Source organism: Qipengyuania triglochinis, assembly GCF_054655615.1.
Map to the genome: position 1 here is coordinate 32,223 of NZ_BAAHND010000002.1, position 13,001 is coordinate 45,223.

The following is a 13,001-nucleotide window of genomic DNA, read 5'->3' on the forward strand; positions in this document are numbered from 1 at the left end:
CGGCTAAGCTGCTCTCACTTCCTCAGCTGCCTTATCGGTCATCCAATGGCGGTGCCACATGCTGAAAGAAATACAGCTCCACAAATGGAAGCCCCAATTTCGGCGGCCCGACAAATGCTCGTTCCAGCGCCGGCTAACGCTTTGGCTGTCGAAATAGCCAAGTTCCTGCACTCGGCGAGTATCAAGATGCTCTTCCGCCAGTTCGCGTAGCGGTCCGCGCAGCCAGTCATTCAACGGGACGCCAAACCCACGCTTGGGCCGGTCAATCATGTGCTCCGGCACGCGCCGCGCCAACAATTTGCGGAGAGCAACCTTGCCTGTCTTGGGATTCGCCATCCGCAAGCTGTCCGGCATTCGCCACGCTGTCTCGATCACTTTATAATCGAGCAGCGGCGAGCGAACTTCGAGACTTGCTGCCATCGATGTCCGATCAACCTTCACGAGCACATCGTCAGGCAGATAGCTGACGGCATCCAGATACATCATCTGTTCCAGCTGGCCGAGCCCGCTGGGCAGATCTGCCGAAACGATGGGAGTTGGCAAGCCCCCGGTGGGCTTGACCCATTGTGAGAGGAAATGCTCGTACCGATGGCGAAAATCGGGCTCGGCGATAATGCCGAGTATCTTCTCCGCCCGGTCCGCCCCTATCGCTCCACTCTCGCTCCCCGGTCTCAGCAGCGCGTTCGCCCGAGTGGCAGCATCCAGCAACCAGACGGGCGTACCCGAAGCTAGCCGTCGCAACCCGGCAGGCATTTGCTGAGCAAGGCGTTCCATCGCCATCATGCGCGGGTATCGCATATAGCCGCCGAAGAACTCGTCCCCTCCATCGCCGGAAATGGCAACAGTCACTTCCGACCGGATCAATCTGGAAATCAGCAGCGATGGAATCTGGGACGGGTCGGCGAAAGGCTCGTCGAAAATCCGATGCATCTCGTCCACCGCAGCCAGTGCCGCGTGCGGATCGAGAGCGAGCTCGGTATGGTCCGATCCGATATGTGCGGCAAGTTCGGCGGCGTCAGCCGTCTCGTCGAACTCACTTTCCGCAAACCCCACTGTGTAGGTCTTGGCAGTGCCGCTCAACCGCTCTTGCATCAGTGCGCAGATCAGGCTCGAATCCACACCACCGGAGAGAAACGCCCCCACCGGCACATCGGAGATCAATCGCTGTTCGACTGCCAGTCCAAGGTTATCTTCGAGCGCATCGAGCGCTTCGCTTTCGTCTTCATAGCGCGTGTCGCGACCATTCTGCGCCGCCGAATACATGCTCCAATAGCGGCGGGCCTGGCCAAGCAGAGCTTCAAGGTCACGCGGTTTGTTGTCGAGCGAAATGCTGAGGTAGCTTGCCGGCGGCAGCTTGCGCACGTTGCGATAGATCGAAAAGGGCGCGGGGATGTAGCCCAACCGAGCGAAATGCGCCGCTGCCTCTGCATCGATCTCGGGATGGGCGAAATCAGGATGCGTTCGGATTGCTTTCAGTTCCGATCCGAAAGCAAGGGCATCTTCTACCATACCGATGTACAAGGGTTTCTTTCCCAGCCTGTCGCGCGCAAAAGACAATTGCTTACTCTTGCGGTCGAACAAGGCGAGTGCGAACATCCCATTTGCTCGTTCGAGCGCGGCGGAAATCCCGAAGCGCTCGATTGCCTCAAGCAGGACCTCGGTATCCGATGTCCCGCGGAATTGCGCGCCAACACCGGTGAGTTCGGAGCGCATCGTCTGGAAGTTGTAGATCTCGCCATTGAACACAGTGACATAGCGTCCGGAGGACGATTGCATTGGCTGCGCACCGGTCTCGGACAAGTCGATGATCGCCAGACGGCGATGGCCGAACCCGACGCGCCCATCTGCTTCCAAAACCGATGCCCCCGCGTCTGGCCCCCGGTGCCGGAGTTTATCCCGCATGGAGTCGAGCAGGCGTGCAGGATCGGCCTGCAGCTCTCCCGAGAAATCAACGAAGCCCGCTATTCCACACATGCCGCAATTGTAGATGTCACTGCGCGCTATGCGATGGGGAATATGGGTATCGATGCGGAGCTAAAGGCGAACATTCCTTGAGGCTGAACCCAATTAGAAGAAGTCCCCGCCCCTCCAGCCTGCTAGGCTGCGGCCGCTGTAGGACCAATTCTCTCGAGCGCCCCCAGGGCATCCTGAATGACGGATGTCATCTGCATATTCGCCAAACATTCGCTTATTCGCTGAGACTCGATTTCGTTATTGGCGCCCATCTTCTCGACCTGTTTGAGGATCTGGTCGACGCCCGGATCCCTGATGTCGAAGACATAGTCCTGCTGCTGGAAATGGGCGGCCAGGTCGACATATTTGCTTGCCCATCCGAGAATGATCGCGGGCACGCCGGAACGGTAAGCGAACACTACGGAGTGATAGCGCGAGGCCACCACATATTTGAACCGGCCAATGATATCGATGAGTTCAGGACTGGAATATTCGCCGGAAATCACACCCACCCGGTCACGCCGTTTGACCTTGGCGAGAACCTTTTCAACCAAATGGAAATCGGCAGTCGACGTGTTCAGAATATAGACCTTCTCTCCATCGTTCAGCAGTTTGTCGAGCAGCTTCACATAGAGATCCAGAACAGCCTCGGGATTGCCGATCCGAAAAACGTTCTCGTTGATGATGAAGCCGACCGCGCCTGATTCCGGGTAGTTTATCTGGGGCTGCTGGTAACCGGGATGGATGTCGCAGGCCTGCGGGAATGCGTTTTCGCGAATAACCATGTCTGCGGACAGTTCGACATTCTGGAGGCCCAAGGCCTTCAGGCATTCATACCCTTCGATCTCCCGTGCATAGATCTTAGTGCAATAACTCAGTTCATGCTTCACTTCCGCGAGGAATTGCTCATCGTCGTCTTCGCCCCAATCAAAGGGCCCAAAGCTTTGGGGCATGAGAATGATTTTCTTGCCATAGCGTCTCGCAATCCTGATCGTTTGCAGCAGGAGCCGGCCACCCCCTTTGCCCCAGCCGGAACCCAAGGTGTATCCGCTGGCATCGAGAATAGCATCCGCCTCCCGCAATGCCTGCTCCATCTGCCCGACATTGCCATTCCATTTGTCCGTCTTGCGCCAGAAACCGGCGAAGGAGGTAATGAGGGGCGTCAGCACCGGGACACTGCTCAACCGGTAACGGTAAAGGAGGCGGGTGAAATAATCGTAGGGTAGGAGCTGGAAGTCGTACTGCTCCGGCTCGTCATACTTGTTGGCGAAACCAATCACTTCGCAATCGGGATATCTCGCCTTGAGGCCCGAATAGAGGGAGAGAAACATCGCCTGAGAGCCTTTGTTTCTCATCTGGATGCCGGTGATGATGAACTTTTTCATGATGTCTCAGGCTCTCTTGCTGATCGAAGGTTTGACCGCCCTTTGCCCTTAGCGAAGCGAGATCGAACGAACGGGATTCGGGTGGTACGAGCCGAGGATTACCAGCCGCGAGGGGTATACGCAGGTGAGCAAAGCGATTAGCCCTTTTGACCTGCCATCGCCCAATTGGGGCTCCTCCCCTGACCGCGAAGGGATCAAACGTCTCACGCCGAAGCCGAGTTCAACGCCTGTTCCGCTCCCTTCGCATACCAATGGTGAAGGGACTGACCACTCATCTGCTCCAGAGCTTCTATCGAAGGCTGGTAATATTCGCCAAGACGCTCGCGCAGATCTTTGGTCAGCGGAGGGTATTCGGTTTTGCGGGCGACAAGCCCGCGAGCCGCTTCGAATGGCACCGATCCACGGAAAGGGCGAACAATCGGCTTCATCCAACCGAGCTTTTTCCGCATCGCCGGTGGCACCAGCGGCGCGGTCTTGTCCTTGACCTTCTGATGCCCTTGCATGGCGATCGCGCGCGGAGGCAGGCCGAGATGGGTTCGAACGCGCAGCATCTGCGCTTCAGGGTCTTCGGTCACACCTTCGAAGAACAGGATTAAAAGCTTCTCGCGGCCATAGAGATTGATGAACGGCTGCAAATGGGAATAGAAATTACCCGAGCCCAGTATCTGCATGTTTTCGCCGCTGGATGGATCGAGGTAGGATCCTATATTCGGCCCCACCTCGCCCCGACGGAATAGCATGCAGTAACTGGAATAGGCGCGTTCAACAGGGTTACGAAGCTGCGCAATCAGTTTGACCTGCGGAATGTCGCGATGGAGACGGGCGGCAGCTTCAGCCGAATAAAGATATGAATTCGACTTTTCGCCAATGAGCCTGCCTTCTGGTTTTTCCGCGAAATGGGAAAGGTACCAGCTCTCTCCACGCGCATATTCCCGCGAAAAGTAATGCAGCTCCGGGTCCGGCATATGGATCGCGGGGTCGGCCTGAAGTTGGGTCTGAAGCCAGGTTGTCGCCGACTTCGCAGCACCAATGATCACGAAATCGATGTCACTCAGTTGCATTGGCTATCGGATCCCTGATTGATAGGCAGAAGATGCAGGCCGGTCGCTTCATCGAAGGGCGATGAGGTCGGCTAGGCTTGCGGTCGGAAAGTCACCAGCATCGGGTCGACCTTGGCCTGGCGAATTTCCCGCGAGAACACCGCCGCGTCAATTATCCTTATGGGCAGGGCCTGCCTCGCCCCAGCACTACCCCCCATTGATATCGCCGCTCTCATTGAGAGTGTGGCCTTATACCGATGCCCAATTTTTCGGCTGGACGAAATTTGGCACTTCCTCGGTCCACGCGCCGGTAGGCGGAACGGGTTTTGAGCTCGCCGAACCATGGCGAGCGCTGGCAGCGATCAAAATCGAGGGGGTAAGAATTTGATATTTACGGACCCTCTTTTTCTGTTCGTGTTCCTCCCTGTCGCATTGGTCGCATTCTATACGATCGCACATTTCCTGGGCCGGAATGCCGGACTCGCCGTCCTGTTTGCGGCCTCGCTCGCGTTTTATGTGCCTTATGGCCTGTTCTCAGCGATACTGCTGGTTGCCGCACTCGTGGTGAATTTCGCCGTCGCGCTCGCAGTCACATTTCTCGACGAAAGCAAGAAGAGCCGGAAGCGCATCTACCTCACCGGGCAGGCCTACAACATCGTCACCCTGTGCTATTTCAAATACAAGATCGCCAGCCTGCTGTTCGGTCCGAGCGCCGGGATCATGGTGGATATTGCCGGGATCGCCATTCCCGCCGGGATTTCCTTCTACACATTCCAGGGCGCCGCCTTCCTTGCTGATGCCTATTCGCGCGAAAAGAACGTCACCCAATTCCTCGGCCAATTGGCATCAGTGAAATCGGTCAGTGCGGCTTTTTGCCGTTATGGCGCCTTCGTCAGCTTTTTCCCGCAGCTCATCATCGGTCCCATCACCTATCTTAGCGAATTCAATCCGCAGATCGAGTCGAAGCGGTTTCTCCGCTTGAACCCGATCGACCTTGCGGTTGGCCTGACCTTCATCTCGATCGGCATGTTCAAGAAGGTGGTCATTGCCGACAATCTAGCCCCCACCGTCGATATCATTTTCGGCGCGGCGCATGTCGGTGCTGAAATTCACCCGATGCAGGCGTGGATCGGCGCGCTGGCCTATATGGCGCAGCTCTATTTCGATTTTTCCGGCTATTCGGACATGGCTCTTGGCCTCGCCCGAATGTTCGGCCTTAAATTGCCGATCAATTTCTTCTCGCCGTTCAAGGCCAACGGCATCATCGATTATTACCGCCGCTGGCACATGACGCTGACGCGGGTCATCGCACGCTTTCTTTACACACCACTTTCAGTCGCCGGTACGCGTTACGCCATGTTCAACCGGCTGGCACCGTTACCGGCGCACCTCCTCAGCCTGTGGTTTCCGATGCTGATCAATTTCCAGATCATCGGCCTGTGGCACGGGGCGCTGTGGACCTTTTGCGTTTTCGGTCTGATGCACGGTTTCTGGTACGCGCTGGAAACGGAAGTCCGGGCGTCGAAATGGTTCAAATCGGTCAAGGCGACCACTTCACCGCTTATCCTCGGCTTCCTAGAACGGGCGGTGTTCTTCCTGCCATTGCTGCTCAGTCTGGCGATGTTTCGTTCGGAAAGCGTGAGCGGGGGTTTCCACCTCTTCTCGCAGATGTTCGGTACGGCCACCGAAGCACGCTCACTCTTCAACATGCGGGAACCGGTCATGATGCTGATGATCGCGTTTTCCATCATCTATCTCTGCCCGAACAGCGTGGAACTCTTGCGGCGCTATCGTCCGGCCATCATGACTTACGAAAACAAGAGCTATGGTCTCGCGGTTCTGCGCGGCCTGTGGCGGCCGGGTTGGGCACAGGCGAGCTACCTTTCGATACTGGTCATCGCCTCGCTCTATTACGTCTCGCGGCAACCGCCCTTCCTCTATCAGGGTTTCTGACGGCATGACGAAACCGATCCAATCAGCGCATTTCGTCACCCCGCAGGCTCAGGTTAGCCGCCGGAGGTCGCTTTCTGCCACACGCTGGCGGGCGGCCCGGCCCATGGTGCTGGCTGCATCGCTTATTACCGGCATCTATCTCTCGCTCGCGGCGCTCGTCATCGCAGTCGATCCGCACAACATTTACGCCTGGGGCGCCGAGCCACGGATCGAAGCCAGCGATACGCCGAGAGACCTCGTCATCGACTGGATCGACGTGGCCGCCAAGGATCCAACCTACAATACCTTCCTCGTCGGGAGTTCTGTTACCGCGATGTATACTCCCGAATACATGCGCGGTCTGTTGGGGAAGGATTCCCGGGTCATGAACTTGAGCTATGGCGGCCCCCGGCCCCGCGACCGGGATCTGGTACTAGGCCGCCTGGCCGAAAATCCGGGGCTTCGGCACCTCATCCTGACCTTCGACTGGACCTATACCCAGGACCCGGAAGTTACCAATCGCAGCTTCCCCGCCTTCCTTTACGACGACGAACTGGCGAACGACCTGCGGATGGTCAATTTCCCGACCATCCGGAAAACGTTCGATATCCTCTCTGGAAAGCTGACCTACAGCAATCCTGACGATGAGAACTACAAGACCTACGTCAACACGATGTATCAGCGTTTCCAGACCCCTCTGGAAATGGCGGGTATAGCCCGCGTTGTAGAGCGAAATCGCGCCAGCGTCGGAGCCTCCAGTGGGAGGGATTGCGACAGCTTCCCTGCTATCAATGGTCAACTCCTTCCCCGCGTGCAGGCCCTGTCCGACCGGGGCGTTCAAATCGATATACTGATCCCCATCGCATCCTACGCATTCTATTACGTACGACGGAACGACATCAGCCCTACCTTGCTCGATGAACAAATGGTTGCGCGTCGCTGTCTGGTCGATGCGGCCGCAGACCTGCCAAATGTACGAATCTTCGCTTTCGACGATGACCCATCGATTGCCGGGGACCTCGCCAATTTCCGCGAGGTCGGCCACGTTTATGATCCCGCTATCCTGCGCCGGTTCGTGGGTGCCATGGCCACGGGCAGCAACCGGCTGACGCGCCAGAATTTGGCGGATCACGAGCGGACAATTCGTTCGGCCGTCGAAAGCTATCGCCCGATCAACAGCCATCTAAATCGGACATCGGAACAATCCGCTTTTCAGACCGCACGCTAGCGGGCGTCATCATTCGCCAGACTTCAGACCGGAAGGAATAACACAATGTCGGATCAACAAGCCCTTCTCGACCAGGTCACCGCAATCATCAGAGATCTCTTCGACGAGTATGAAGGACCCGTCACTATGGAGACGACCGCCAACGATGTCGCCCAGTGGGACAGCCTTTCGCATGTCCGCCTGATGGTCATGATCGAGATGGAACTGGGGGTTCACTTCAGCACATCGGAAATGCAGAGCTTCAAGAATCTGGGCGATCTCGTCAGGGCGGCGGAGAAGCAGAACGCATGACGGGTGAGCATTTCCCCTGGCGCCCACCTCTAGCCGAAGACTGGGGTGAACGACTGGCCGAAATCGAGGCATTGATCGGTGGAGGGCAGGAGCCAGACTACGCCGCAATCAAGGTACTTGCCAACCAGCAACTAGGTCTGCGCGAGCAAGTGAAGCTCGAGCGGCTTGCCACGAAGCTGCACAAGTCCAGCCTGCTGCCCGCTGCATTCACGCCGGTCAAAGTCGGTCTGCTGGGTAGCCGCACCTTGAGTTATCTTCCCGGACCGCTAGCCGCTGCGGGCCTTGCTCGCGGCCTCGCGATTTCGGCGCCCGAAGCGCCTTACGACAGCGTGGCCAGCTTTGCTTATTCGCCCGTAGACTGCTTCGGCCAACCCCTCGACGCCCTGTTGGTCGTTCTCGACGAAAGCGGGTTTTCAGGAAGGCGGGCGATGCTTGATCGCGCTGCCGAAGATGCGGCACTGGCCGAGGCTGCCGATCTTTTAACTTCACTGGCTGCTGCGGCCAGGGAGAAATCCTCCTGCAGCGCAATCTTCGCGACCCTGCCGGGGTCGGAACAGGTTTCCTCTTCCGACTTGGCGACCCCTGGCAGCAGCGCGCGGTTCAGACAGCGGCTCAATCTTTTATTGGCGGAAGGTGCGAGCGAGGGCAAGTGGCTGTTGTGGGATCAGGCTGTGCTCGCAAATCGCGTCGGCCTCGATAGATGGTTCGATCCGGTGCGCTACCATGCCGCCAAGATACCCTTCAGCATCGACGTCTGCCCGCTGGCGGCGGACAATATCGCGGCCTTGCTGGCGGCGATGAAGGGAAAGGCGGGGCGCGCCCTTGTTCTCGATCTAGACAACACGCTCTGGGGCGGTGTCATCGGAGACGATGGGCTCGCCGGCATAAGGCTCGGCCAGAACTCGCCCGAGGGGGAAGCCTTCGTGGCTTTCCAGAACTTCATCCTCGGCCTTCGCGACCGCGGTATCGTTCTCGCAGTCTGTTCGAAGAACACCGATGCAATCGCGCGCGAACCATTCCGGGATCATTCAGAGATGGTGATCAAGGAAGATCATGTGGCCGTGTTCCAGGCCAACTGGAACGACAAGGCGACGAATATCAAGACCATCGCCGAAACGCTGAGCCTGGGGCTTGAATCCTTGGTATTTGTCGATGACAATGCGGCCGAACGCGAACGCGTGAGGCAGGAACTCCCACTCGTCTCCACAATCGAAGTTGGCGACGATCCCTCCTTCTTCATCCAGCGGATCGCGCAGTCAGGCGTCTTCGATCACTTGCCGCTGAACCAGGAAGATATAGCCCGAGCGGAAAGCTATGGCGGGCGTGCAGCCGCCGCCGAAATCCGCGCCAAGATCGGCAATTACGAAGACTATCTGACTTCGCTAGACATGCGCATGACGATCGCCCCCTTTGACGAGGAAGGACGCAGCCGCATCACCCAACTGATCAACAAGTCCAACCAGTTCAACCTCACCACCCGGCGCTATGGGGAAGAGGAAGTGCGCGAACTGGAGGCCGATGCGGGCGTGCTCGGCTGGCAAGTGCGTCTGGAGGATAAATTCGCAAAGCACGGTATGATCGGCGTGGTAATTGTCCGGACCGACGAAACCAAATGGACGATCGACAGCTGGCTGCAATCCTGCCGCGTGCTCGAACGCGGCGTCGAACAATGCGTGATGAACGCGCTGTTCGAAGCTGCGGCAAAGGCGGGAGTGAAGCAAATCAGATCGACCTACATCCCCACCGACCGCAACGACATGGTCGCCGACTTCTACCCGCGCCTTGGTTTTCCTGATGGGGATGAGAAGCCCGATGGCTCAATCTCCTATGCATGCGCAATAGCAGACTACGCCCCTCACCGGACTTTCATCGAGACAAACCTAGCAGGATAAACAGGGCGCCCGGACTTGGCCGGATATTGCCATTATTGAAAAGGAAGTGGCGGAGCAGGAGGGATTCGAACCCTCGATACGGGGTTACCGTATACACACTTTCCAGGCGTGCGCCTTCGACCACTCGGCCACTGCTCCGCATCCCGGAAGGCGCGCCTCTAGCGGGCAATGGCGGGGCGCGCAACTGCTCGATTGCTTGAATTGCGATCAAGCAAATTGCGATGAACCGTGGGAACCGCATATTGGAGATGCTCGTTTCCCATTTTACCCCCGAGTTGCGGTGCTGCGCGGAATGGCATTCCCTGCGAACACCGCTCCAGAGCCCCTTCCCGCCCACCAAAACGTGCGTGAAGGGGCTTTTCTTTTGCGCAGGCGGTGGCAAGCTGTCGCGCGATGACCAAGCACCTGATTTCGCTCGCTGCAGCGCTCGCCCTCACCGCCCCGGTTTCTGCACAGGAGCAGGCGGCGCCAAGTCCGGGCGAGATCGTAGGCAAGGCACCGGCCGCAGACTGGATCAAGATAGCGGGCGACGATTTGCTGGTGATGACGCTGGCTCCGGATGAGCAGGGAAATGCGCGCGAGGTGGTGATCCAGCTGATGCCCCTTCCCTTCAGCCAGGGCTGGGTCGAGAACATCCGCACCCTTGCTCGTGCGGGCTGGTACGACGACATCACTATCAATCGTGTACAGGACAATTACGTCGTCCAATGGGGCGATCCCAATTACGATAATCCGGAAGGGGATGGCGAGGCGAAACCACTGCCGGATGGGCTGCGCAAGATGGACGAGGAGGATTATACGTCCCCGATCACGAGCATTCGGATACGGGAAATGCCGGCCGAAGGTAATGCTGGGACGAGAGGCGATGCTTATGCCGAATGGACCGATTTCTACAAAGGCTGGCCAATCGCGTCAGACGGGAAAAGGGATTGGCCGGTCCATTGCTACGGCATGGTCGGCGTTGGTCGCGGGATGTCTCCGGACACCGGCACAGGCGCCGAACTCTACACGGTGATCGGCCACGCGCCGCGTCATCTCGACCGCAACATCGCGCTGGTCGGGCGGATCGTGGAGGGGATGGAGCATCTTTCGTCCCTGCCTCGCGGTTCAGGCGCTCTGGGGTTCTATACGGCGGAAGAGAGCGGCAAGCGAACGCCCATCCTTTCTGTTCGCGTGGCAAGCGACCTGCCCGCGAGCGAACAGCCGGCTTTCGAATATCTCTCGACCAAAGGGGAAACTTTCGCCCGCTACGTCGAAGCGCGCGCCAATCGCCGCGATCCGTTCTTCATCGCGCCCGCAGGCGGGGCGGATATCTGCAATATCCCGGTCCCGGCGCGGCGCGCGGCCCAATAAGCCAGTGGGCCAGATGCTTGCCGCCACTGCGCCCTTGCGCCGCTGGCAGGGGGACCGTGGCACTTACCATCTGGTTACACTCACCGGCGAAATTGCCGAGGCGATCTCGATGCACGGACGGCTCCACCGTTTGGAGTTCGGCGCGCGGCGGGGCTTTGGGTCGGTCAAGGTAGTGGCCCGCATCGGCAGGACAGAATGGAAAAGTTCCGTTTTCCCGCAGCGCGGCAAGGCCGAATGGATCCTGCTGGTTTCTAAAAAGGTGACGCGCGCGGAAGACTTGTCGGAAGGCGATAGTGTTGCGATGGGGATCGAGCTGTTATGAGACGGGGACAGCACCACCGTGCACTGGCGTGGCTGATAGCGGGCGGGCTTGGCGTGGCGGCGGTGACCGTTCTTTCCACCCTCTTCCTTCCCGGCGACAGCATGTGGCACGCCGTGGCCGCGCCGGAGGAGGATGGCACATGGCAGTTCACCACGATCGACGGGCGCGATGTGCGGGCCGTTGGTTACAACGTCCACATCCGCTGGGGCAAGGTCGTTGCGGGCCGTGATGGCTGCAACAATTGGGGTGAGGACGGCGCCAACGTGCTCGACAATAGCGACCGGATCATCACCATCGATTTGCAGGAGTGTCCGCCGGGTCCGTTGGACGAGGCCTACTGGCTGCTGACCCAGCCCACCGCCACCATGAGGATGGAAGGCGAACACCTGATCCTGCATGACGAACCTCACTGGGGACAGCTGCGCCGAGCGGCAGGGCGATGACGGGCGGCACTCCTCGTGGTCAGCATAACAAAGGTCTTGGGAGGGTGACACTGGCTGTTCTTGCCGTGGCAACGGTGCTGGCTGTCGGCGGAATAGCGATACATCGGGGCGAGACCGTTTGGCATTTGATCGCGACGCCCGAAGAAGACGGTCTCTGGCAGTTCGTCAGCATCGTCGGAGTCGATGCGCGAGAGGCGAACTATTCCATGGGTCTGCGCTGGGGCCGGATCAGGGGCTGGAACGATGGCTGCAATGCCTGTGGTTGGAGCGATGAGGGTGAGCGCATCTGTACGCTGGCCCTGTGTATCGAACGGCCAACCGATCGGCTGTTCCACCTGTAGCCACGAAGCAGGCCCGCCATCCGGATGTCGGAAGACCCCCTTCCACCCGGACGCGGCAGACATGGCAACGGATAGCTCGCGGGTGCTGGGAAAACTCGCGCAGACCGCGGCAGAGCTCGATTTTCAGGCGAACCGTCCCGCCGCACCGGCCTTCTGCCGCATGAGCTTGAGCTGGATTCAGGTTCGATGTCTCGCATGCTGCGCCTTCGGGCATGGCATGAGAGGGCTGGCGGGGCTGCCGGTCGAACCGCGCCGAAGGAACTATGACAGGTTCCAGTGCGCCCGATGACGGTGCATCAAGAGGAGTTCCCCTTTGCTCGCCGCCCCGTGAAGACCGCCCCGGAAGCTACGCTGCACGCCTCCTTCGGGACGCTTCGGCCCGCGTGATCATCGACTATGCAGGCAATAGGTCCGGGTTCGCCGCCGGATGCAGAGCCGTGTCCGGCTCAGAGCTTTTCCATCAATTCGATGCGATTGCCGAAGGGATCGGCAATATCTCCCCGCCGATAGCCTTCCAGAGGCTTGCCCGGCTTGAATGCCATACCCGCTGCCTGAAGCTTGGCCGCCAACGCGCCGAGGTTTTCGACCAGTAGCGCCGGATGCGCGCGGCGGGCCGGCAGGAAGCCATCCTCTACTCCGCAATGGATCGCCACGCCGTCGCCTTCGAACCAGCATCCGCCATTGAGCGCCAGATGCGCAGGCTTGGGCACTTCAGTAAGTCCCATCACCCCGGTCCAGAACTCGCGCGCATGCCGCTCGCCTCCATGGGGCATGGCGAGTTGGATGTGATCGATGCCGGTGATGAGGCTCAAAGGGTTGGC

General features: G+C 59.0%; 12 protein-coding genes and 1 tRNA gene. 8 read left to right on the forward strand and 5 right to left on the reverse strand.

The window, feature by feature from the left end; translation table 11 throughout:
- Positions 1-3 precede the first annotated feature (3 nt).
- The 3 genes from asnB to ACYQ0G_RS06250 form a co-directional block, all read right to left on the reverse strand.
- On the reverse strand, positions 4-1,974 hold the full coding sequence (gene asnB, locus ACYQ0G_RS06240) for an asparagine synthase (glutamine-hydrolyzing) (protein ID WP_460100748.1): 1,971 nt from the start codon (positions 1,972-1,974) through the stop codon (positions 4-6).
- A 122-nt stretch (positions 1,975-2,096) separates the two neighbouring features.
- Positions 2,097-3,338: a polysaccharide pyruvyl transferase family protein gene (locus ACYQ0G_RS06245; RefSeq protein WP_460100751.1), complete on the reverse strand. Its 1,242-nt coding sequence runs from the start codon at positions 3,336-3,338 to the stop codon at positions 2,097-2,099.
- Positions 3,339-3,541: 203 nt separating this feature from the next.
- Positions 3,542-4,399, reverse strand: a complete 858-nt coding sequence (locus ACYQ0G_RS06250; protein WP_460100753.1) for a sulfotransferase family protein — start codon at positions 4,397-4,399, stop codon at positions 3,542-3,544.
- Positions 4,400-4,762: 363 nt separating this feature from the next.
- Here ACYQ0G_RS06250 and ACYQ0G_RS06255 point away from each other — a divergent pair, with 363 nt between their 5' ends.
- The 4 genes from ACYQ0G_RS06255 to ACYQ0G_RS06270 are packed head-to-tail and all read left to right on the forward strand — an operon-like array spanning position 4,763 to position 9,721.
- On the forward strand, positions 4,763-6,331 hold the full coding sequence (locus tag ACYQ0G_RS06255; protein ID WP_460100756.1) for an MBOAT family O-acyltransferase: 1,569 nt from the start codon (positions 4,763-4,765) through the stop codon (positions 6,329-6,331).
- Positions 6,332-6,335: 4 nt separating this feature from the next.
- Entirely contained in the window at positions 6,336-7,538 is a 1,203-nt protein-coding gene (locus ACYQ0G_RS06260; RefSeq protein ID WP_460100758.1) for a hypothetical protein, read from the forward strand.
- Between the two features lie 45 nt (positions 7,539-7,583).
- Positions 7,584-7,829 (forward strand): acyl carrier protein, encoded by a 246-nt coding sequence (locus ACYQ0G_RS06265; protein WP_460100761.1) that lies wholly within the window; start codon positions 7,584-7,586, stop codon positions 7,827-7,829.
- The gene (locus tag ACYQ0G_RS06270) at positions 7,826-9,721 is read left to right on the forward strand and encodes an HAD-IIIC family phosphatase (RefSeq protein ID WP_460100764.1); all 1,896 of its coding nucleotides are present in this window, start codon (positions 7,826-7,828) and stop codon (positions 9,719-9,721) included. Before ACYQ0G_RS06265 ends, ACYQ0G_RS06270 begins: the two co-directional genes overlap by 4 nt.
- 47 nt (positions 9,722-9,768) lie before the next feature.
- Here the strand turns inward: ACYQ0G_RS06270 and ACYQ0G_RS06275 are convergent.
- Positions 9,769-9,859 (reverse strand) — tRNA-Ser (locus ACYQ0G_RS06275).
- A gap of 255 nt (positions 9,860-10,114) precedes the next feature.
- On the opposite strand from ACYQ0G_RS06275, the gene ACYQ0G_RS06280 reads away from it, so the two are divergent.
- From ACYQ0G_RS06280 to ACYQ0G_RS06295, 4 genes are read left to right on the forward strand one after another with little or no spacing between them, the layout of a single operon-like run.
- A complete protein-coding gene (locus ACYQ0G_RS06280; RefSeq protein ID WP_460100767.1) occupies positions 10,115-11,074 on the forward strand; it encodes a peptidylprolyl isomerase in 960 nt (319 codons plus the stop codon).
- 13 nt (positions 11,075-11,087) lie between these two features.
- Positions 11,088-11,396, forward strand: coding sequence for a DUF1905 domain-containing protein (locus ACYQ0G_RS06285; RefSeq protein WP_460100770.1), 309 nt, complete (start codon positions 11,088-11,090; stop codon positions 11,394-11,396).
- The gene (locus tag ACYQ0G_RS06290; RefSeq protein WP_460100773.1) at positions 11,393-11,839 is read left to right on the forward strand and encodes an META domain-containing protein; all 447 of its coding nucleotides are present in this window, start codon (positions 11,393-11,395) and stop codon (positions 11,837-11,839) included. Before ACYQ0G_RS06285 ends, ACYQ0G_RS06290 begins: the two co-directional genes overlap by 4 nt.
- A 44-nt stretch (positions 11,840-11,883) precedes the next feature.
- The gene (locus ACYQ0G_RS06295; RefSeq protein WP_460100776.1) at positions 11,884-12,180 is read left to right on the forward strand and encodes a hypothetical protein; all 297 of its coding nucleotides are present in this window, start codon (positions 11,884-11,886) and stop codon (positions 12,178-12,180) included.
- Between the two features lie 446 nt (positions 12,181-12,626).
- Here ACYQ0G_RS06295 and ACYQ0G_RS06300 read toward each other — a convergent pair whose 3' ends face one another.
- Entirely contained in the window at positions 12,627-12,992 is a 366-nt protein-coding gene (locus ACYQ0G_RS06300; protein ID WP_460100779.1) for a VOC family protein, read from the reverse strand.
- Positions 12,993-13,001: the final 9 nt, after the last annotated feature.

Excerpts from the sequence above, each read along its gene's own strand:
- asnB (WP_460100748.1), bottom strand. The coding sequence starts at position 1,974 with ATGTGTGGAATAGCGGGCTTCGTTGATTTCTCGGGAGAGCTGCAGGCC.
- ACYQ0G_RS06245 (WP_460100751.1), bottom strand. The coding sequence starts at position 3,338 with ATGAAAAAGTTCATCATCACCGGCATCCAGATGAGAAACAAAGGCTCT.
- ACYQ0G_RS06250 (WP_460100753.1), bottom strand. The coding sequence starts at position 4,399 with ATGCAACTGAGTGACATCGATTTCGTGATCATTGGTGCTGCGAAGTCG.
- ACYQ0G_RS06260 (WP_460100758.1), top strand. The coding sequence starts at position 6,336 with ATGACGAAACCGATCCAATCAGCGCATTTCGTCACCCCGCAGGCTCAG.
- ACYQ0G_RS06265 (WP_460100761.1), top strand. The coding sequence starts at position 7,584 with ATGTCGGATCAACAAGCCCTTCTCGACCAGGTCACCGCAATCATCAGA.
- ACYQ0G_RS06270 (WP_460100764.1), top strand. The coding sequence starts at position 7,826 with ATGACGGGTGAGCATTTCCCCTGGCGCCCACCTCTAGCCGAAGACTGG.
- ACYQ0G_RS06280 (WP_460100767.1), top strand. The coding sequence starts at position 10,115 with ATGACCAAGCACCTGATTTCGCTCGCTGCAGCGCTCGCCCTCACCGCC.
- ACYQ0G_RS06285 (WP_460100770.1), top strand. The coding sequence starts at position 11,088 with ATGCTTGCCGCCACTGCGCCCTTGCGCCGCTGGCAGGGGGACCGTGGC.
- ACYQ0G_RS06290 (WP_460100773.1), top strand. The coding sequence starts at position 11,393 with ATGAGACGGGGACAGCACCACCGTGCACTGGCGTGGCTGATAGCGGGC.